This is a genomic window from Berryella intestinalis (assembly GCF_000814825.1).
Classification (GTDB): Bacteria; Actinomycetota; Coriobacteriia; order Coriobacteriales; family Eggerthellaceae; genus Berryella; species Berryella intestinalis.
In genome coordinates this window covers 1,923,989-1,943,375 of the sequence record NZ_CP009302.1, presented here as the reverse complement: position 1 = coordinate 1,943,375, position 19,387 = coordinate 1,923,989, and the positions used below count along the sequence as shown (strand labels likewise).

Sequence of the window (19,387 nt, the reverse complement as noted above, 5' to 3'; positions counted from 1 at the left end):
CGGAGGCCGGATTAGCGCGTGCTGTAGCCGTCGGGGTTGTTTGACTGCCAGCGCCAGCTGTCGGCGCACATGCGGGCCAGGTCGAACCGGGCTTCCCATCCCAACTCGTCGCGGGCCTTGTCGCAGGCAGCGTAGTTGACGGCGATGTCTCCGGCGCGGCGGGGCTTGATCTGGTAGGGGATCTCCTTCCCGCATGCCTGCGAGAACGCGTGCACTACATCGAGAACGCTCGATCCCGTGCCCGTGCCCAGGTTGAATATCCCCACGCCCGAGCGCGTCCCGTTCTCCTGCGGCGTACCTTCGATGGATCCCAGCCCGATGGCCTTTCCGGTTCCCACCTTGCCGCCCATCCAGCGCAGCGCGGCCACATGCCCGCGCGCCAGGTCGACCACATGGATGTAGTCGCGCACACCGGTTCCGTCCGGGGTGTCGTAGTCGTCTCCGAACACGCCGACGCTTTCCAGCTTGCCCACCGCCACCTGCGCAACGTAGGGCAGCAGGTTGTTGGGGATGCCCTTGGGGTCTTCGCCGATCAGGCCGCTTTCGTGGGCGCCGATGGGATTGAAGTAGCGCAGCAGCACGACGTTCCACTCGTTGTCTCCCACGTAGAGGTCGGTGAGGATCTGCTCGAGCATCGACTTCGTCTGCCCGTAGGGGTTCGTCGCATTGTGCTTGGGGCAGGCTTCGGTTATGGGGATGAACTCGGGCTCGCCGTACACGGTGGCGCTGCTGGAGAACACGATGTTCTTCACGCCGTGCGTCCGCGCGACGTCGCAGAGGACGAGCGTCCCCGCGATGTTGTTCCAGTAGTATTCCAGGGGTTTCTGCACGCTTTCGCCCACGGCCTTGAACCCTGCGAAGTGGATGATGGCGTCGATCTCGTTTTCGGAGAAGATGCGCTCCAAAGCCGCGCGATCGAGGATGTCGTTCTCGTAGAACCGGAGGCGGTCGTCTTCGACGCCGGTGATGGCGCGTACGCGATCGAGCGCTGCGGCGCTGGAGTTGCTGAGGTCGTCCACCACGACGACCCGGTACCCTTCGTCCAGAAGCTCGACGCAGGTGTGGCTTCCGATGAAGCCCGCACCTCCGGTGACCAGCACCGTGATCTCGTTTTGGTTTTGGGCGAGGTTTTTGTTGGCCATGACGTTTCCTCCCGAGGTCGGAATCGGTTGTCATTCAACGATTAATTAGGGCGCATACTATGGTATCAGGGGCGCGCGGGCTGTGAAGAGTGTAACCTTGGTTCCAACATAAACACTGCCACACTGTCGAAAGGAGCGCTATGAACGATTTCGCCTTCTACTCTCCGACCGAGTTCCACTTCGGCCGCACGGCGACCGACGACATGGGGAGCGCCCTGAGCGCAGCGGGCTTCAAGCGCTCGCTGGTCGTGTACGGTCAGGGCTCGGTGAAGCGCTCGGGAGTGCTCGACCAGGTGAAGGGATCCCTGACCGGGGCCGGCATCGATCTGGTCGAACTGGGCGGCGTGCGCCCGAACCCCGACGTGTCGTTCGTGCGCGAGGGAATCGGGCTCGTACGCGAACGGGAGCTCGACAGCGTGGTAGCCGTGGGCGGCGGCAGCGTCATCGACGCCGCCAAGGCCATCGCCTTCGGCGTGTACTACGAAGGCGACGTGTGGGATATCTTCGCGAAGGGGCTTCCCATCACCCGCGCCCTTCCCATCGCAACCCTCGTCACCATCCCGGCGGCGGGCTCGGAGGCATCCGCTTCGTGCGTTATCAGCAACGATGAGGAAGGCCGCAAGGTGGGCGTGGGCGGCGACGCCTTCCGTCCGCGCTTCGCCTTCATGAACCCCGAGCATACGTTCAGCCTCCCTCCGTACCAGACCGCAGCAGGCGTGACCGACATGTTCGCCCATATCTGCGAGCGCTATTTCAGCGGCCTGGGAACCGTGACGGTTACCGACGGCATCGCCACTTCGCTTATGCGCACCCTGATCGAGCACGGTCCGCGCGTCATCGAAGACCCCGAGGACTACGAGGCTCGGGCGAACATCATGTGGGTGGGCATGCTGGCCCACAACGACATCGCCGGGTGCGGCCGGGGCCTTAAGCCCGGGGGACGTGCGGGCGGATGGGAAAGCCACGGCCTAGAGCATGAGGTGTCGGCGCATTTCGTCGAGGTGACGCATGGCGCGGGTCTGGCGGTCATCATGCCGAACTGGATGCGCTACGTGTGGCCCGCCGACCCCGACAGGTTCCTGTCGTATGCGCGCGACGTGTTCGGCATCGAGCCCATCGACGACACGCCCGATGCGATCCGCGACGCGATCGAGATCGCGATAGACGAGACCCAGGAGTTCTTCATGTCTTTGGGCATGCCCTCGTCGCTGAGCGAGTTCGGAATCGGCGAAGGGGACATCGAGACCCTCATCGGAACGCTGGAGAAGACCAAGGGCGCGCGGTTCGGCGCGTTCAGGCCCCTGGATATGGACGATTCCCGCGAGATCTACCGCATGTCGCTTATGCCCCACGAGCCGAACGTGTGGGAGACTGAGGAAGAGCACGAGGCGTAAGCGGGACTACGCCGCCGCGCGCATCCCTTGGGCTTGCGGCGCTTACTGGGTGTATTCTTCCAGGTAGTCGATAAGCTCCTGACGCGAATGAAGGTCCGTTTTCGCGTAGATCCGCTTGATATGCGCGTGAGCCGTGCCCTGGCTGATGAACAGGGTTTCGGCCACGCGCTTTTGCGTATAGCCCTGGGCATAGAGCGCAAGCACCTCTACCTCGCGTTCGGACAGCAGGAACTGCTGCCCCATCTGCTGGGCGCTCTGCCTCATCAGCTCCTCGCGGGTCTGGGCCGATTCCGAGTCGTTGTCCAGGCCCATCAGCTTGGTGAGCGCCGAGGGGCTCAACTCGCGCTGGCACGAGCGGCAGTCGCCCTCGCACGAAGGGGCGTCCTCGGTCTGCGCCTGCCTTTCCACGTGAAGGAACTGAATGAACACGATCTGGGCCGAAACCAGCAGGATCGCGCTCATGACGGAGAGCAGCAGCCCATTGTCCAGCGCGAGGGGCGCAAGTGCCAAGATGGACAGGCGCATGACGGCGCGGCACCCGATCCACACGATCCAGCCCGCACAGGTGTAATAGTACGGGTCGCGCCAGCCCGCGCTCATGAACGCGAGGGATACGTACCAGGTGAAGCCCACCATAAGGGCGTTGAGCGCCGTGGTGGGGACGGCGCCGATCCGCAGGGCGTCGGGAAATACCGAGTACAGCACCAGCGCGATCGCGGCCAGCAGCTGCATGGTGACGAACATGCCGACGGTGGTGGTGCGCTCCGATCCGCGCAGCGTGGCCACGACGACGAGCGCGCAGCAGGCGATGACCACCAGCGGGTAGGCGATGCGCGTCGCGGGGTCGAACACGATGGAGGTTCCATCGGGGTAGCCGCGCAGAAAGCCTATGACGATCGACAGGGCGCCGATGCCCACGGCGGTGGCCATGAGGAACTGGCGCCTTTGGATCTCGGTTTTCGAGAAGGTGAAGTAGTCGGACTCGAATTTCCGTCCCTCGATGTGCTTGGGGATCGTGCGGGTGCGCGCCGCGAGCCTCAGCGGGTACTGGAGCAGCACGATCGAGGCGGACAGCGCCATCTCGAGGAAGTCGGGCAGGATGGACAGCGCGTACAGGAGCACTTCGCTGAGCGCGAGCGAGGTGAACACGTAGACCACCGCCACAACGGTGTTCGTTTCGCGCGCGCGGCGCAGCCAGTAGAAGATGCACAGCGATGCCGAAAGGCTCACCAGCGCCCCGATGGCCAGGCGCATTCCGGGGAAGGGCTCGCCCAGGGCGTACATGAGGGCCATGGCGAACCCCGAGAACGACTCGACGGCGATCGTCGCCAGCATGAGCCGGTTCACGAAGCGCTTCTTCAGCGGGGTCTTCCGCCGGGTTATGGCGGCGAGGAAGATGCCCAGGACAGCCAGCGCGATGAGCATGCTGCTGTCGGTGAGCGTGCCGTCGTCGGTGCGCGCGTAGCCCCCGTACGATGCGGTGAGCAGCCCGACGCGCGCAATGACCAGTCCCGCCACCAGCGGGATCAGGGCCGAGAATCGCTCCGTCAGGCCTTTGAGATCGCCCGGGCCCTCAAGGTACGACCCTGCGGCACCCGGGGCCGTCGCTCCCTCGGTGCTTCTTCCGTCTCGCGACATGCATCCTCCCCCGAGCCGTCTTGCGGCTCATGCACGTTTGTTGGCGGTTATCCTCAAAGAGGGTAGGCATTCCATAGCCGTTGAACGAGTATACAATGCGGGCTGGTTCATCTGAGCCGTCCGCCGGTACGTTATTCTAGCGCGTATTCGGTGAAAGCGAGAGGTTTATATCGAGGGGGACGTATGCCGTCTACTGACGAGCGAGCCGAGAAGTTCGACGAAATCGAAGATCCGGTGCGCGATGTGTTCAACGAGCCGCAGGAGCGCGCCGTGATCCGCACGCAGGATGTTTACCAGATGGAAACCGAGGTGGGCACGATCGGGTACTCCGACGCCCTGCTTTCGGTCATAGCGAGCTACACCAACAGCGGGCGCCCCGAGGGCTACAACGCCCAGTGCATGGTGGGCAAGTCGAAGAAGGGCGAAACCGCGCTGCGCCTGTTCGCCGTGATCGACCCGGAAACCGAGACGTTCGTTCGCGCGGGGTTCCAGTCCCGGGGCTGCCTGGCCGTGACGGCTTGCGCGAGCATGGTGTGCACCATGATCGAGGGCAAGACGTTTGACGAGGCCCTCTCCATCAAGCCGGACGACATCGCCGCCGCGCTGGGCGGCGTTCCCAGCGACAAAACGTACACCCCGCACTTCGCGACCGAGGGTGTGCGGGCCCTGGTGGGGGACTTCTGGTTCAGGCAGGGCATGTCGCTTGCCGAGTTCAACGCCCGAAAGCTGTGCGACGACGGCTCCATCTCGTGCATCCTGTGCGAGAACTGCTCGCTTCGCTCGTTTCGGGTGGAGAAGCTGGTCGACGGGCTCTCTTCCGCCGCACCCGCCGATCGCGGGGTCGAAGGCGGTCCGCGCGTTCCGATCGCTGCGGCTGTATTCGGGGACGCCGGCGACGGATCGGCCGCACTCGATGGGGCTTCTCCGGCTTCCGCAGACGTTGCTGCAGGCGCCGCGCCGGAGGCGACCGGTAGCGCGGCGGCTCTCGCCGAGCCGGCCGACGAGCCGTGTGAAGACCCCGAGAAGCGTGCGATCCTCGAGAGCAACGCGCTTGCCCGCGCTTTCGACCATGTGCGCAAGCAGTCGGCCGAGGGCCGTCTGGTGTGCGCCGCGCACTGGACCGACCTGGGCATCGTGCCGGCGCATATGACCGAAGACGAATTCGAGATGGCGGTGTACCACTACGTGTCCGAGCACGGCTGCGAGGAGGAGAAGCCCGAGCAGGCCGCAGCGGAGAAGAACCCGCATATCGAAAGCCGGTTCAGGACGGCCACGCGCCCGGTGGGCGTGCCGCGGTTCTTCGATCGGTCGCGCAAGGAGCGCACCGACGCCGACGAGGCCGCCGAATTCGATGCGGCGCCCCTGGCTGACGGGGAGGGCCGCAAGCCTTCGGCCGAACCCCTCCGCCCGATCGAGACGCATAACGATACCGTGCACGACCAGGTGTTCGGCTCGCTGAAGCTTCCCGAGGGCTACAAGCTGGTCCAGCGGGACGGCGAGTGCGTTATGGTGCCCCTCGAAGACGAGGACCGGTTCGTCCCCTTGACCGTCGAATGCTCGACTATCGCCGTGCTGGAGGGGGCCTACGAGTACTACCTGTACGATACGCGCTCGATGACCTCGTCGTTCGCCCACTGGGCGTTTCTCGCGGCGGAGGATAACGACGAGGTCACGTTCGTGGACTGCGTGCGCGAGGAGTCGCGCATGTACCCGCGCCCCATGGCCGCGAGCGGTTTTTCCAACCGCCCCTTCAACAAGACCCTCGAAGAGGTCGAGCAGATGTGGAAGGCGGTAAGCGAATCGGGCCGCTATCCCGACATCCAGCGCACGGTCGCTTCCAATGGCGACATGTTCTTCTTCTCCACGAAGCACCTCGCTCCCGACTATGCCGCCTCGCTTGCCGAATGGGCGGCGGTGGGCCGCTCGATGAGCGTGTAGGGCCCTCCCGATCGAAACCCGCCGCGGCCTCACGAGCCGCGGCGGGTGCGCCTTCAGCGCGATCTCCCCCATCGCATCGTTCTCCCGGCCGAACCCCGTCGTTCGGCCGGGTTTTTTTCGCCCTGAAACGCAATCGCCCCGCCTTCAACGGAAGACGGGGCGACCTTGTTAGAGCGACCGGAGCGGCCGTTCTACAAGCTAGGGAAGGAGGCCGAGCTTATCGAGGTCGGCCTTGACGTCGGCCATGCCGTACTCGTCCAGGCATTCGCGCGTCGGGCAGCCGAGCTTCTCGTCCCAGCCGAACTTCGCATAGACCATGGTGAGGGCCTTCTGGAAGTCGTCGCGGTCCATCTTGTCGGTGCCTTCGGTGAACGCTTTTTTATCGGCGTCTTTGGTGAACACCCACTCGGTGATCTTGTCGTGATCGTCGCGCAGGTTGTTGTTGCCCAGGGCACCGTCGGACTTGGCCATGCCGCGCACGGTAGCTGCGCGCTGGAGGGTCATGATCTTGGCTCCGGCCTTGTACAGGTCGTCGGTGGTGGTGTCGATGCCGGTCACCGCCGTGAAGAACTTGGCCTCCAGATCGAGGTCGCCGCGGTAGTCGCGGGTCTTGGAGGGGCTCATGGTCATCGGCCACACCCAGTTGCACAGGGTGAGCGAGTCGTGCAGGACGTCGGTCACGATGCTCCACCAGGCGAAGTTCGCCTTGTAGTCGTTCATGGGCGTGTAGTTCTTATCCTTGTCGATGGCCTCTTCGCTGCCCCAGACTTCCTTGGCGATCTGCTGCTTCAGCTCGAAGGGCAGGCCGCATCCCTGGAAATTGACGGCGGAGTGGATCATGTCGTCGCGGTTGAACATCATGTTGTACACCGCGCCGACCTGGCCGAAGCACTCGATGGAGTGGTGGACCGGCCAACCGCGGTAGTTGATGAGCTGGGAAGCGACGGTGTCGAACCACTTCATGTCGTCCCAGCGCTTGCACCACACGATGGGGCCGTGGCCGATGTAGGACATCTCGTTGTCGTTCTGCGCGATGTGCTTCAGCACGTCGACCATGAGGCTGGGATCGTTGGTCTTGAACTTCTCCCAGTCGAACATCTCGTACTCTTCCTTGGGAAGGACGCGCTCGAACACGCCGCTTGCGTAGCAGTGGGCGATATCGCGGTAGAGCTGCGCGTAGTTGCACCACAGGCCCAGGTCGTCAACGGTGGAGCCCATGGCCTGGTTCCAGATGACGAAGTCGTCGGTGTCCTTGGCGACGGTGGTTTTGTCCTTCAGGATCCCCTGCATGTACAGGAAGGGGAAGTTCGGGACGCAGGAGTTGCCGGTGGTCTCGAACCCGCCCGCCTTGGCGCTTTGGGGAACGCGCAGGTCGGCGTAGCAGTGGACGGGGCAGCCGTGGCAGCCGTCCATCTTCACCGTGTACTTCTCGGCCTCGGGGCCGTCGTCTTTGGTGGACTTCATGCAACGGTAGCCCATGGTGTTGAGCTCACCGGGCTTGGGCTCGCCGGTGTCGATGGCGCCGCCCTCGGCCAGGGCCCAGGTGAGGCCCTTGCGCGCGGTCCAACGAGAGCCCTTGTCGTAGTACTCGGCCCATTCCTGCTGGGTCGAGGGGACGACGTGGTTGTTGTTCGAGCCGATGATCTCGCTGATCATGTAGTCGGACAAGTCGGCCACGGCCTTGGGGTCCTTCACGTAGACCGATCCGTTGCCCTGGACGACCAGGCCCTTGAGCTTTTTGGAGCCCATGACCGCGCCCAGGCCGGCGCCTGCGGAGTGGCTGCGGGAGTTCAGCATGCAGGCGTAGGGCAGCAGGTTCTCGCCCGCAGGGCCGATGGTCGCCACGCAGCAGTCGACGCCCTCGAGGCGGTTCAGCGCCTCGGTGGTGGCGTGGATGCCGGTGCCCCACACGAACGAAGCGTCCTTGATCTGGACGTCGTCGTCTTTGATGCACAGGTACACCGGAGTGGACGACTTGCCCTCGACGATGATGGCGTCCCATCCGGCCAGCTTGATCTTGGCGCCCAGCATGCCGCCCGTGTGGGCGTCGACCACGAGGTGGTCGGTGGTGAAGGTGGACAAGAAGCTGATGGAGGTACGGCCGGCCAGGGGCACGCCGGATGCGGTCAGGGGACCGACGGCGTACACGATCTTGGCGTCTTCGGACAGCGGGTCGGTTCCGACGGGCACCTCGTCGTAGATGATCTTGTTGGCGATGCCCATGCCGCCGACGTATTCCTTGTAAGGATCGGTGGATTCGACGGTGACCTTCTTGGTGCTGAGGTTCACGCGCAGGATCTTGCCGGTCCATCCATATGACTTCGCGTCAGTCATGTTGGTTTCTCCAAATCTCTCTCTTTACGTGTGTTGCGTGGCACGCAAGCAATGCGATTTGGAGCGCGGATTGACTGTTACGTCGCCGTACATCCTCCCAAACAAGGGGGCGCCGCCGTACCCTCTTTGGGGGTAATCAAAGGGAAAAACCTCGTCAGAGGGGGAATACCCGCAAAGAGGGTACGCGCGTTTATATAGTAGGCGCATAGTGGCTTGTGTTGCGTGGCGAAAGCATGCGGGGGCATGCGTCTGCGGTCCGCAAGGCGAGAGGGATTGCTTGCCGACCGTGGCGCCCATTAAGACAAATCGATACTTGTTGTGAGGGGGATCACAGGATGCCGGATACTAATCTGAGCGCAAGCGCTGCCGAGGAACAGACGACGTCGGCCGACGCTGCAGCCACCACGGCGGAATCTGGATCTACGGATAAGAAGACGATCACGCGTCGCAACGTCCTGGCTTTGGCGGGGACCGGTGTGGCGGGCCTGGTCGCAGGCGGTGTGCTTGCGACGTGGGGCGTGACCCAGGAGCGCCTTGCGAGCGGCGAGCTCGATCTGCGCACCACTCCCACGAAGATGATCGTGACCGATCGAGCCCGCTGCTCGGGCTGCCAGCGCTGCGAGATGATGTGCACGCTGAAGAACGACGGCCGCGTCTGCCAGCACATCGCCCGCGTGCGCGTGTGGGACAACTACTACTTCGGGAAGAGCGTCGACACGGGCGAGGGCATGTTCACCGGTAACTGCCAGTTCACCGTCGAGCACTGCAAGCAGTGCGCCGATCCCATGTGCGCCAAGTACTGCCCCGTGCACGCCATCCACGCCGACAAGGAGACCGGCGCGCGCGTCGTGAACGCCGACGCCTGCATCGGCTGCGGCATGTGCGGCCAGGCCTGCCCCTGGAACATGCCGCGCGTCGACAGCGACACCGGCGTATCCACCAAGTGCGTCTCGTGCGGCCGCTGCGCCCAGCAGTGCCCCAACGGCGCGATCCAGTTCGTCGACTGGCAGGATATCGCCCAGGCCGTTATCGACAAGGGCGTCGTTCGGACGGCCACGCTCGTCTAGCGGCCCGCTCGTTCGGACAAGAGGGAAGACGTCGCAGGCAAAGGGGGTGTGCAGATGAAGGATAGCGAGGTGTTCGCCGTGCTGTCCCAGTGCTTCGTCGATATCGACGAGGGCGAGTGGGACCGGTTCGTCGCCGAGCAATGGGAGCCGTTCTGCGGAGCCGTTGCGCGCATCGAATCGTTCGGGTTCGGCGCCGACGACGCGTCGCCCGAAAGCCGCCTGTCTGTTCTGCCCGCGCCGCCGACCGGCGCCGAGAAGGGCTCGTATGCGCGCCGCCGCTACACCGGAGGGCTCCCGTCCTCGGCGATGCCGGTCGAGTCGCTGTACGCAGCGCCTGCCCAGACCGGATCCAGCGCTGCGCTGTACCGCTCGCCCTGCGCCGACTACATGGCCGACATCGCGTCGCGCATGGGGCTTTCCATCCCCGAAGAATTCGCGGCGTGCCCCGACCATCTGTCCCTCGAACTGGACTTGGTTTCGGTGCTCCTCAGGGCCGGCGCCTTAGACGCCGCCCGCACCGTCGTCCTCGAGCGCCTCGCGTGGCTTCCCGACTACCGCGCCGACCTCGAGCGGTTCGAGGATGCGGGGTTCTATCGGGCTTTGCTCGACTGCCTGGGGGCTATGCGCCGGCGTCTGTCCGATGCAGGGGAATCCGAACGAGCCGACCATGACGAGAATCTCTGACAAGGAAATTACAGGAAGGATGACAGCAATGTCTGAAAATGCTTTGACCAGGCGAAGCTTCCTGGCCGGCACTGCGGGGGTCGCGAGCCTCGCCGCAGTGGGCGGCTTTGCGGGCTTCAACGCTTGGGAAAACGCGCAGGCTGTCGAAGGCGCCGAGAAGGATCTGCGCCTCGTCCATTCGCTGTGCAACGGCTGTTCGAGCAAGTGCGGGTTCACGGCCTACACCAGCAAGGGCAAGCTCCTCAAGCAGATCGGCGACCTGGCGCACAACGACGCCCAGGGCAAGCTCTGCGCCCGCGGATACGGGTTCGCGAACATCGCCTTTTCCAAGGATCGCCTCACCGACCCGCTGAAGCGCAACGACAAGGGGCAGTTCGAGAAGATCTCGTGGGATCAGGCGTATGCCGAAATCGCCGACAAGCTGAAGGAGATCATTGACGGCTCCGGGGTCGAGTCGGTGGCGCTCGTGCACGATCCGCGCCCCTCGGGCAGCTACTACGGCCCGCGCTTCATGAACGCGCTCGGCTCGGCCAACATCTACACGCACGGCGCGGCCTGCTATGCCTCCCGCAAGGGCGGGTTCAAGCAGGTTCTAGGCTACGGCGACTGGACGAGCGACGTCGAGAACTCGAAGATGACCATGTTCATCGGCCGCAGCTACGCCGACGGCATCAAGCCCTCCCAGCTGATGAGCCTCCAGCGCGCACACGAGAACGGCTCTAAGATCGTTCTGGTCGACCCGCGCTGCAACAACACGCGACCCTTCGCGACCGAGTGGGTGCCCATCAAGCCCGGCACCGACATGGCGCTCGTTTTGGCCATGTCGTGCGAGCTCGTGCGCACGGGCAACTACGACAAGGACTACGTCGAGGCCAACGTCGAGGGCTTCGACCAGTGGTGGGACTACACCCGCACCTGCACGCCCGAGTGGGCCGAGGAGATCACCGGCGTCCCCGCCGATACGATCTGCCGTCTGGCGGCCGATTTCGCCGAGGCTGCTCCGGCCGCATCCATCGAGGCCAGCTGGCGCGCCGCGTTCGGATGCATGTACACCAACTCCGGGGAGACGGCCCGCACCGTGGCCATCTTCAACACGCTTCTTGGTTGCTGGAACCAGAAGGGCGGCGCGATCTTCACGCCGAAGCCCAAGTGGGGTGACCTCGACAAGAGCAAGTTCAAGTCCGTTCCCAAGGTCGAGGCGAAGCCCTACGGCAACTCCGAGCTGAAGCTGGGGACCGAGTCGAACTGCCTCATGGCGGCCGAGGGCGCGCGCAAGGGCGACCTCAAGGCCATGTTCTTCTACAACTCGAACATGGTGGCCGGCTACCAGAATCCGAAGTACCTGGGCGAATGCCTGGACAACCTCGATCTGTGCGTCGTCATCGACGTCCAGATGAGCGAGACCGCCCAGCATGCCCACTACATCCTGCCCGAGTGCAGCTACCTCGAGCGCGCCGAGGCGCCGCAGCTCAACGGCGGCATGATCCCGTCCATCTCGCTGCGCGACCAGGTGCTCGACGTGATCCACCCGAACACGCGCTCGTGCGACAAGATCTACACCGAGCTGGCCGAGGCGTGCGGCGTGGGCGAGTACTTCCAGTTCACGCTCGAAGAGCTGTCCGATGCCCAGCTGAAGAGCATCGGCCGCAGCCTGGACGAGCTGCGCCGCGTGGGGACCATCAACCTGCACGATCAGGCGTTCAAGTACGGCACGAAGCCCAAGTTCTCCACCGACTCCGGCAAGATCAAGTTCTGCAACGACGCGGTGCTCGAGTACGGCTATAGCGCCGCCCCCCACTGGGCAGAGCCCAGCGTTGCGCCGAACACCGACGAGTATCGCCTGATCGCAGGAAAGCAGTCGGTTCAGAGCCACAACCAGACGGTCAACGTCGGCACGCTGATGGATATCTCCAAGGAATACGGCCTCGAACGTTTGTGGATCAACCCCGCGGTGGCGGAGAAGATCGGCGTCAAGGACGGCGACACGGTGGAGATGTCCAACGCGCTTCACACCGGCAAGATCAAGGTGAAGGTGACCGAGCGCATGAGCCCCTGGGCCGTCTACATGCCCAGCCACTACGGCTGCTCGGTGAAGGAGCAGACCAATGCCTACAACTTCGGTCTGCGCGCGATGGATTTCACCGAGTTCCGCATCGAACCCGGTTACGGCGGATCGTGCAACCACGAGAACTCCGTCAAGCTTAAGAAGGTGAATGCATAATGGCCCGCTACGGAATGCTTATCGATACAAGCAAATGCGTCGGGTGCTTCACCTGCCGCACCGCTTGCCAGCGCCAGAACGGCTTGCTGGATGACGAGGCGTTCATCCGCTTCGAGACCCGCGAGGTGGGGACGTTCCCGAACGTGACGTTCGAGACGGTGCCCCTGCAGTGCATGCACTGCGACGACGCGCCCTGCGCGGCGGTGTGCCCGACGGGTGCGGCCCGCATGGGCACCGACGGCATCGTCCAGGTTGATCAGGGACGATGCATCGGCTGCCTGTACTGCATGGCGGCGTGCCCCTATCAGGTGCGCGTGCGCAACAGCGAGACGGGTTCGGTCGACAAGTGCCGTTTCTGCACGGTTTCCGCCGCTGTGGACGGCACCGCGATGTGCACGTGCGTGGAGGCCTGCCCCACCGGCGTGCGCGTCTTCGGCGATTTGGACGATCCCGATTCCGAGATCTCCAAGCTGCTGGTCGAAACCAAGGCTCAGCCCATCGCTGAGGGCCTGTCCGAGCCCAAAGTCTATTACGTGAGGTGATGAGCATGGAATTCGAACCTATTTGGGAGCTTCCCATTGCGCTGTACCTGTTCCTGGCCGGTTTGGGCGGCGGCGCGTTCATCACGTCGGCGTTCGTGAACTGGAAGAACCCCGACACCAAGAAGATCCAGCGCTTCGCCCACCTGGCCGCGCTCGTGTTCGTGGGCATCGGCCTGGTGTTGCTGATGACCGACGCCAAGGCCGGCCTGTTCCATCCGTGGCGCTTCATCCTGCTGCTGGTGAACTTCGGCTCCGTCATGACGTGGGGCGTGGTGTTCCTGGCGGGCTTCATGGTGGTCGACTTCGCCGTGGTGGTCCTCGAGTGGACCCGCCGCGCGGTACCGCGCTGGCTCGAGGTCGTCGGCTGCCTGTTCGCGGTGTGCGTGGGCATCTACACCGGCGCGCTTCTGGGCGTCGCCCACACGTTCCCGCTGTGGAACAGCGCGCTGCTCCCGCCTTTGTTCCTGGTGTCTGCCGTCTCGACGGGCGCCGCGGCGGTTCTGCTGTACGGCGTGCTGGCCGCCCCCGAGGAGTTCGAGCGCACCGGCTGGGTGAAGAAGGCCCACTACTTCCTGCCGATCATCGAGGTCGTGCTGGTTGCGGCCTTGCTGTTCATCACCTTCTACAACGGCGAGGCGGGCCGCAACTCGGTCATGTCGCTTCTGTGCGGCGAGTTCGCGGTGATGTTCTGGTTGGGATTCGCGATCATCGGCCTTCTGGGCCCGATCGCGATCGAGACGGTGATGCTGTTCGTCGCCAAGCCGGAGTTCGAAGAGACCCCGACGGGCCGCTACCTGCTGGCAGGTGGCAGCGCGGGCGTCCTCATCGGCGGCTTCCTGCTGCGCTACCTGGTGGTTGTGGCAGCGCTTCCGGTGACGTTGGTGGTTCCGTTCCTGTAGGATCGGCCGTTTCGTTTGTCGCGCCGGCGACTCGCGCTTGCTGCGGTCGCCGGCGTCTGATGGAAACCGCGCAGCGCGAGGAAGCGCTGCGCGGTTTTTTTGCACGCGCTTCATCGGCGGCTGCATGCGCCTGGCGGTGATCGCCCCGTCTTTCCAGGCGGAAGGCGGCGCGCGGAACGGTTTCACCGAAGGGATGCCTCTGGCTTCGCGGCGTTTGCTACAATGAGCGCTTCGGGGGGAGGCTGAATGGTCGAAGTGAAAAGCCCGGCCGTCGCGTTCGTCGGTCGACATAATTCAGGGAAAACGACCCTGATCGTCAAGCTCATAGAGGAGCTTGTCGCCCGTGGCGTCGATGTGGGAAGCGTCAAGCACCACAGCCATGTGGGCTTCGAGATCGATATTCCCGGCAAGGATTCGTACCGCCATCGCCATGCGGGAGCCTCGGAGACGGTGATCGCCGCTCCCGGCCAGATGGCGTGCATCAAGACGGTCGAAGGCGACGTCGAGTGCGCCGACATCGTGGCCGGCATGCCGGGTCACGACATCGTCATCGTGGAGGGCTACCGCAAAAGCGGGCTGCCCACCATCGAGATCATGCGGGAGGGGAATCCGGCCGATATGAAGGCGGCCTCGGCCTTCGCCCAGGGAGCGCGCGAAGGTTGGCCGCTCGACTCCGACTTCACCCAGATCGGCCGTCGGGTATCGGACGACGAGCCCCGACAGATCGATTACCTGGATGTTTCCGAAAAGCTCCCCGGGGCGGCTACCGTGGCCGTCGTAGCCGATATCCCCTGCGCGATCGAGGCGGCCCGGGCATACGGGATACCGTCGTTCGGCCTGGACGCCGTGTCCGAGCTTGCGGATTTCCTCGAAGAACGCCACGTAAGGCCGAAGGTCACGGTAGTGATCCAGGCGGGCGGGGAAAGCCGCCGCATGGGAAGGAGCAAGGCCACGGTTCCCTTCGGTGGGAGGCCTTTGATCTGCCGTTTGGTCGATAGGGTGTCCCCGGTCGCCGACGAGCTGGTGGTCACTACCAACGAGCCCGACAACCTCGCGTTTCTGCTCGAAGAGTACCCGGGGCTGGACATCCGCCTCGAGCGCGACGTGTGCGACGCGCGCGGTGCGCTTCCCGGGCTCTACACCGCCATCGAGGTTGCGTCCCATCCGTATGTGGCCGTGGTCGCCTGCGACATGATATTCGCATCCCCGCGTCTCATCGCGGCCGAGGCCGAGGCGCTTACCAGCTCGGGCGCCGATGCGGTGGTCCCCGTGAACAAGCACGGCTACGAGCCGTTCCATGCGCTGTATCGGAAAAGCGCCTGCTTGCCGGTGGTGAAGGCGGGGGTCGAAGCGGGAGAGCGCGCGGCCCAGTACGTCGTGCGGCACGTGAACGTGCGCAAGTTCCCGCAAAGCGAGGTGTTGGCGGCCGAGCCGATGGGGGGATGCTTCGTGAACGCGAACACCCCCGAGGAGCTGGCGTCGTTCGAGCGCTGGTATCTGGACGCCTAGCAACGGTTCGGTGAGGCCGTTGCGCCGCCTGCGTGCTCGCGCGGTACAATGACCGCGCTTAAACCGATTATCTGCCGTTACGAGAGGGGGTGGCTATGCCCAGCATCGACGACTTGGTCACGGTTGCCGAAGCGTTCGAGAAAAGCCCGGTCTATATAGACCGCGACCGTTGCGTCGCCGTGCGCAACCGCAATGCGTCGTGCCGTCGATGCGTGGACAGCTGCCCCTGCGATGCGATCGAGGTCATGAACAACGAGATCAACCTCGACGTTCGGGCGTGCAGCGCCTGCGGGGCGTGCACCACGGTCTGCCCCACGGGCGCGCTGGTGCCGCTTCGTCCCTCCGACGACGATCTGTTCGACGCGTGCATGCGGGCCATGGAGGCATCCGCCGGGCGCGCGGTCATCGCCTGCGCGCGCATCGCATCGCGGCGCGAGGCCGACCCGTCCCTGTACGCGGAGGTCCCCTGCATGGCCCGCGTCGACGAGAGCATCCTCATGAAGCTGGCGTCCGAAGGCGCCCGCGAGATCGTGCTGGTCGATGGGGACTGCGCGACGTGCCGCTACCGGGCCACCGACGAGGGAACCAACATCACGTGCGGGGCGTTCCAGCAACTCGTGCAGGCGCAAGGGGCCGACGTGCCGATAGCCCGCGCAAGCACCTTTCCGGAAGATATGCTGATCGAGGACGCGACGGGCCTGTTCGGAACGACGCGCCGCGATTTCTTCTCCGAAACCGCCCGATCGGCGCGCGAGATGGTGAGCACGGCTGCGAAGGCCACGCTGGAACACGAGCTGGGAGGCAAGAAGGAGATCTCCATCGGCGCGCGCCTTCGCGCGGGCGAGAACGGGGCTCTGCCCACGTTCGAGATCCGCCGGCACGCCGACATCATCAACGCGATGGACGCGCTGGGGCACTCCGTCGTCGACGAGGTGGTGGCGCGCGTTTTCGCGACGGTCGATATCGATGTGGGCAAATGCAACGGATGCGGCATGTGCGCCGTGTTCTGTCCGACGGGTGCCATCAAGCGCGACGAGCGCAAGAAGCCCTACACGAACCCCGAGTACCTGGAGTTCTGGGCGTCGGAGTGCATCCAGTGCAACCTGTGCCAGGACGTGTGCTGGAAGAAATGCCTGAAGGTCAGCCCCGTCGTTCCCACCGAGCAGCTGTTCAGCTTCGACCCGGTGGTATTCGACCTGCGCAGCGCAAAAAGCGCCCCCAAGCCGTTCAGCCTGGGCCCGAGCTAGGTTCGGGCTCTCGCGCTCCGGCGGCTTCGCGGTGACGGACGGGTCGTATATAATCGAACGAGTTGGATAGGCGAAAGGGTCCTCATGACCGACGATACCCGCAAACACATCACGGTGACCCCGGACGACGAGGACGACTTCGTCATTCGGGCCGGAGTCTCTTCGATCCAGCCCGCCGCGCCGGACGGAGCAGACGACGGGCTCGCCGACGGCGCAAAGGTAGGCGGGGTTTCTGCCGAAAGCGGTGCGCAGGCCGCGTCTGAGGGCGCCGACCTTTCCGCTTCGCCGGGCGCTCAGCAGGTGGAAAAACCCGCCTCGTCGGGCGCGACCGACCGGGACGGGTACCGCGAAACGACCCTTGCAGACATCGAGTCGGCCGACGGGATGTCGAAGATGCAGGGCGTCATCATCGGGCTGGCGGTGGTCGCCATCCTTGCGTTCATCCTGTATTACAACGTGGCTATGCGCTAGGCGCCGCCGTTACGAGAAGGGCATATCATGAGCGAGAACGAGGAGACGAATCCCCGGCGATCCGAGAAGGACCCCGCTCCGTTCGGCGGCGACCAGGCCGGTTCGTATGACGACCCCATCGGTCTGACAAGCGCGTTCGCGCCCATCGGAACCCCGGACGACCCTGACGGCGGAGAGTTCTCCCAAAGCGAGGGTCGCCGCCGCCGTGCGCGCCATGCCCGCCGCGCGTCCTCTTCCGACGAAGGTGCGGTCGAGGGAGAGCGCGAGCGGGCCGACAGCGCGGAAAGCGCCGAGCAGGAGTTTGCCTACGAGGGGGACGTTCAGGAGGATTTCCGCGACCCGGTCGAGGTGCTGGAGCCGGTTGCGGCGGCCCCTTTGCTGGTGGGGGATGACGGCCTTGCCGGAAAGTTCGCCGAAGAGGACCGAAAAGGCGGCCGGAAGGGCAAGTCGGCCGATCTTCCGGCTCCCGCTAGGAGAAGCCGCCGCATACGCCGGCGCCTCATCGTGATCATCGTGCTTCTGATCGCGCTTCTGGGTGGGTTGGCCTACCTGGGGTTCACCCTGTTCAAAGACACTCAGAACAGCGCTGCCGAGTTCTCCGCCCTCCGCGCGAGCGTAACGGTCGCGACAACCGGCGAAGATGTCTCGAAGCCCTCTGTTCAGAAGACGACGGAGGTGCCGGGGCTGTCTGCGGTTATCGGCCTCGAGAAATCCGAGGCCATCGAGAAGATCGGCCACGGCGCGACCGAGGTGAAATCCAGCGACACCGACGACGAGGACAGCGTCATCAAAACCAACGTGACCTGCAGCCTTACGTCCGAACCCGCCGATCCCAAGACGGGTACGCCGTCGGTGTACCTGGGCCTTGACGAGGACGGGAAGGTGGTCCAGGCAGGTTATTCCGCGTCGCCTACTGCGCTGGGGTTCGGCGATCTGGGCTTCTCCGATCTGGTGGTGAACGGGCACGTGATCGAGACGGCCCTGAGGGAAGCGGGCTTCAAAGTCCAGGACGGAGATGCGCTGCTTCCGGCCGATGCCTCCGAATACACCACGTACGCGGCCAACGGCACCACGGTGCAAAAGCAGCAGTACGCGTTCGAGGGCAAGGTCGATTCGTACGCATGGTCGGCCGTTCTCAGCTACGACTACAGCGCGGCCAACCTGACGGGCGGCAACGTAAGCGACACCGTCCGCGTGCTGTATCTCTACATCGAGAAGGCGTAAACAGGCGCGAGCGGGCATCGACCCCTTTCGCCTGCGGGCGCCTGCGCGCCTGCGCCGGACCGTTATCGGGCGTTTGCGCAGAATTCTTGCAGAGGCGAGGCAATATGGTATGATCTGCCAGGTACGTTACTGAAGAGAGGTTCACTCCTCCACCTAGTTCGGCTGCGAGCTGATGGGTTGCTTGAATAGAGGTCGTTTCGACAGCTTTCATTCGCCCGTTGCCCTTCGCAGCGGGTTTTGTTTTTTGCGGCGCGCAAGCGCAGGAAGTCAGGAGGTGAGCGCCATAGCAGCTCAGGAGCCACGGCTCAACAGAGAGATCACCACGCGTGAATGCCGTCTGATCGGCTACGACGGATCTCAGATGGGTATCTACGCCACGGTTCAGGCCCTTCGCATCGCCGAATCGGAAGGCTACGACCTGGTGGAGATCGCTCCGAACGCAGAACCTCCCGTATGCCGCATCATGGACTACGGAAAGTTCAAGTACGACCAGGCCATCAAGGCGAAGCAGGCTCGCAAGAACCAGAGCAGGATCGAAACCAAGGAGATGAAGTTCCGCCCGAAGATCGACGTGGGCGACTACACCACCAAGAAGAAGCACGTCCTGCGTTTTCTTGACGCCGGCGACAAGGTGAAGATCACGATCATGTTCCGCGGCCGCGAGATGGCCCATCCTGAGCAGGGGCTCTCCATCCTCGAGCGCCTTGCCGAGGATCTGAAGGACGTGGCCGTCATCGAATCTGCGCCGAAGATGGAAGGCCGCAACATGCACATGCTCATCGCTCCTCTGCCTTCCGCCGTGAAGAAGAAAAAGGAAGCGAAAGCGGGTAAGAACGACAAGGTCGCCGAAAGCGATAGCACTGAAGGAAAGGACGAATAATGCCTAAGATGAAGACCCACCGGGGCACTGCGAAGCGCTTCCGCGTGACCGGTTCCGGCAAGATCATGCGCGCCAAGGCTTTCAAGAGCCACATCCTCACCAAGAAGAGCCCCAAGCGCAAGCGCAACTTCCGTCAAGAAACCGAGCTGGCCGCTGCCGACAACCGCGTTGTCGCCCGCAACCTCGGCCTTCGCTAA

16 protein-coding genes are annotated in these 19,387 nt (G+C 64.2%); 13 read left to right on the top strand and 3 right to left on the bottom strand.

Going from position 1 to position 19,387, the window contains the following annotated elements; genetic code table 11:
- Positions 1-11: 11 nt before the first annotated feature.
- On the bottom strand, positions 12-1,142 hold the full coding sequence (galE, locus tag JI75_RS08515; protein ID WP_082019846.1) for a UDP-glucose 4-epimerase GalE: 1,131 nt from the start codon (positions 1,140-1,142) through the stop codon (positions 12-14).
- Between the two features lie 140 nt (positions 1,143-1,282).
- Between galE and JI75_RS08510 the strand changes: the two genes are divergently transcribed.
- Positions 1,283-2,536 (top strand): iron-containing alcohol dehydrogenase, encoded by a 1,254-nt coding sequence (locus JI75_RS08510; protein ID WP_039690154.1) that lies wholly within the window; start codon positions 1,283-1,285, stop codon positions 2,534-2,536.
- Between the two features lie 42 nt (positions 2,537-2,578).
- Here JI75_RS08510 and JI75_RS08505 read toward each other — a convergent pair whose 3' ends face one another.
- Positions 2,579-4,174, bottom strand: coding sequence for a helix-turn-helix transcriptional regulator (locus JI75_RS08505; RefSeq protein WP_052241719.1), 1,596 nt, complete (start codon positions 4,172-4,174; stop codon positions 2,579-2,581).
- 183 nt (positions 4,175-4,357) lie between these two features.
- Here JI75_RS08505 and JI75_RS09020 point away from each other — a divergent pair, with 183 nt between their 5' ends.
- Entirely contained in the window at positions 4,358-6,112 is a 1,755-nt protein-coding gene (locus JI75_RS09020) for an iron-sulfur cluster assembly scaffold protein (RefSeq protein WP_240993174.1), read from the top strand.
- A gap of 198 nt (positions 6,113-6,310) precedes the next feature.
- Here the strand turns inward: JI75_RS09020 and JI75_RS08490 are convergent, their stop codons facing one another.
- The gene (locus tag JI75_RS08490) at positions 6,311-8,446 is read right to left on the bottom strand and encodes an aldehyde ferredoxin oxidoreductase (RefSeq protein WP_039690153.1); all 2,136 of its coding nucleotides are present in this window, start codon (positions 8,444-8,446) and stop codon (positions 6,311-6,313) included.
- Between the two features lie 335 nt (positions 8,447-8,781).
- Here JI75_RS08490 and JI75_RS08485 point away from each other — a divergent pair, with 335 nt between their 5' ends.
- The 11 genes from JI75_RS08485 to rpmI all read left to right on the top strand — a co-directional run bounded on the left by JI75_RS08485 (position 8,782) and on the right by rpmI (position 19,387).
- Entirely contained in the window at positions 8,782-9,513 is a 732-nt protein-coding gene (locus tag JI75_RS08485) for a 4Fe-4S binding protein (protein ID WP_039690152.1), read from the top strand.
- 54 nt (positions 9,514-9,567) lie between these two features.
- A complete protein-coding gene (locus JI75_RS08480) occupies positions 9,568-10,197 on the top strand; it encodes a molecular chaperone TorD family protein (RefSeq protein ID WP_039690151.1) in 630 nt (209 codons plus the stop codon).
- A gap of 28 nt (positions 10,198-10,225) precedes the next feature.
- Positions 10,226-12,418 (top strand): molybdopterin-dependent oxidoreductase, encoded by a 2,193-nt coding sequence (locus JI75_RS08475; RefSeq protein ID WP_039690150.1) that lies wholly within the window; start codon positions 10,226-10,228, stop codon positions 12,416-12,418.
- The gene (locus JI75_RS08470; protein ID WP_039690149.1) at positions 12,418-12,960 is read left to right on the top strand and encodes a 4Fe-4S dicluster domain-containing protein; all 543 of its coding nucleotides are present in this window, start codon (positions 12,418-12,420) and stop codon (positions 12,958-12,960) included. Before JI75_RS08475 ends, JI75_RS08470 begins: the two co-directional genes overlap by 1 nt.
- Positions 12,961-12,965: 5 nt before the next feature.
- The gene (gene nrfD / locus JI75_RS08465) at positions 12,966-13,859 is read left to right on the top strand and encodes an NrfD/PsrC family molybdoenzyme membrane anchor subunit (RefSeq protein ID WP_039690148.1); all 894 of its coding nucleotides are present in this window, start codon (positions 12,966-12,968) and stop codon (positions 13,857-13,859) included.
- Positions 13,860-14,105: 246 nt separating this feature from the next.
- Entirely contained in the window at positions 14,106-15,368 is a 1,263-nt protein-coding gene (gene mobB, locus JI75_RS08460; protein WP_039690147.1) for a molybdopterin-guanine dinucleotide biosynthesis protein B, read from the top strand.
- Positions 15,369-15,463: 95 nt separating this feature from the next.
- Positions 15,464-16,615, top strand: a complete 1,152-nt coding sequence (locus tag JI75_RS08455) for a 4Fe-4S binding protein (RefSeq protein WP_039690146.1) — start codon at positions 15,464-15,466, stop codon at positions 16,613-16,615.
- An 84-nt stretch (positions 16,616-16,699) separates the two neighbouring features.
- Positions 16,700-17,086: a hypothetical protein gene (locus JI75_RS08450; protein ID WP_039690145.1), complete on the top strand. Its 387-nt coding sequence runs from the start codon at positions 16,700-16,702 to the stop codon at positions 17,084-17,086.
- Positions 17,087-17,113: 27 nt separating this feature from the next.
- Positions 17,114-18,310 carry a hypothetical protein gene (locus tag JI75_RS08445; protein WP_052241718.1) on the top strand — a complete coding sequence of 399 codons (1,197 nt, stop codon included), beginning with the start codon at positions 17,114-17,116 and terminating at the stop codon, positions 18,308-18,310.
- Positions 18,311-18,584: 274 nt separating this feature from the next.
- Positions 18,585-19,190 carry a translation initiation factor IF-3 gene (gene infC / locus JI75_RS08440; RefSeq protein WP_039690144.1) on the top strand — a complete coding sequence of 202 codons (606 nt, stop codon included), beginning with the start codon at positions 18,585-18,587 and terminating at the stop codon, positions 19,188-19,190.
- Entirely contained in the window at positions 19,190-19,387 is a 198-nt protein-coding gene (rpmI, locus tag JI75_RS08435) for a 50S ribosomal protein L35 (RefSeq protein WP_039690143.1), read from the top strand. Before infC ends, rpmI begins: the two co-directional genes overlap by 1 nt.

What these genes read in the sequence shown, in the direction of transcription:
- galE (WP_082019846.1), bottom strand. Translation starts at nt 1,142, where the DNA reads ATGGCCAACAAAAACCTCGCCCAAAACCAAAACGAGATCACGGTGCTG.
- JI75_RS08510 (WP_039690154.1), top strand. Translation starts at nt 1,283, where the DNA reads ATGAACGATTTCGCCTTCTACTCTCCGACCGAGTTCCACTTCGGCCGC.
- JI75_RS08505 (WP_052241719.1), bottom strand. Translation starts at nt 4,174, where the DNA reads ATGTCGCGAGACGGAAGAAGCACCGAGGGAGCGACGGCCCCGGGTGCC.
- JI75_RS09020 (WP_240993174.1), top strand. Translation starts at nt 4,358, where the DNA reads ATGCCGTCTACTGACGAGCGAGCCGAGAAGTTCGACGAAATCGAAGAT.
- JI75_RS08490 (WP_039690153.1), bottom strand. Translation starts at nt 8,446, where the DNA reads ATGACTGACGCGAAGTCATATGGATGGACCGGCAAGATCCTGCGCGTG.
- JI75_RS08485 (WP_039690152.1), top strand. Translation starts at nt 8,782, where the DNA reads ATGCCGGATACTAATCTGAGCGCAAGCGCTGCCGAGGAACAGACGACG.
- JI75_RS08480 (WP_039690151.1), top strand. Translation starts at nt 9,568, where the DNA reads ATGAAGGATAGCGAGGTGTTCGCCGTGCTGTCCCAGTGCTTCGTCGAT.
- JI75_RS08475 (WP_039690150.1), top strand. Translation starts at nt 10,226, where the DNA reads ATGTCTGAAAATGCTTTGACCAGGCGAAGCTTCCTGGCCGGCACTGCG.
- JI75_RS08470 (WP_039690149.1), top strand. Translation starts at nt 12,418, where the DNA reads ATGGCCCGCTACGGAATGCTTATCGATACAAGCAAATGCGTCGGGTGC.
- nrfD (WP_039690148.1), top strand. Translation starts at nt 12,966, where the DNA reads ATGGAATTCGAACCTATTTGGGAGCTTCCCATTGCGCTGTACCTGTTC.
- mobB (WP_039690147.1), top strand. Translation starts at nt 14,106, where the DNA reads ATGGTCGAAGTGAAAAGCCCGGCCGTCGCGTTCGTCGGTCGACATAAT.
- JI75_RS08455 (WP_039690146.1), top strand. Translation starts at nt 15,464, where the DNA reads ATGCCCAGCATCGACGACTTGGTCACGGTTGCCGAAGCGTTCGAGAAA.
- JI75_RS08450 (WP_039690145.1), top strand. Translation starts at nt 16,700, where the DNA reads ATGACCGACGATACCCGCAAACACATCACGGTGACCCCGGACGACGAG.
- JI75_RS08445 (WP_052241718.1), top strand. Translation starts at nt 17,114, where the DNA reads ATGAGCGAGAACGAGGAGACGAATCCCCGGCGATCCGAGAAGGACCCC.
- rpmI (WP_039690143.1), top strand. Translation starts at nt 19,190, where the DNA reads ATGCCTAAGATGAAGACCCACCGGGGCACTGCGAAGCGCTTCCGCGTG.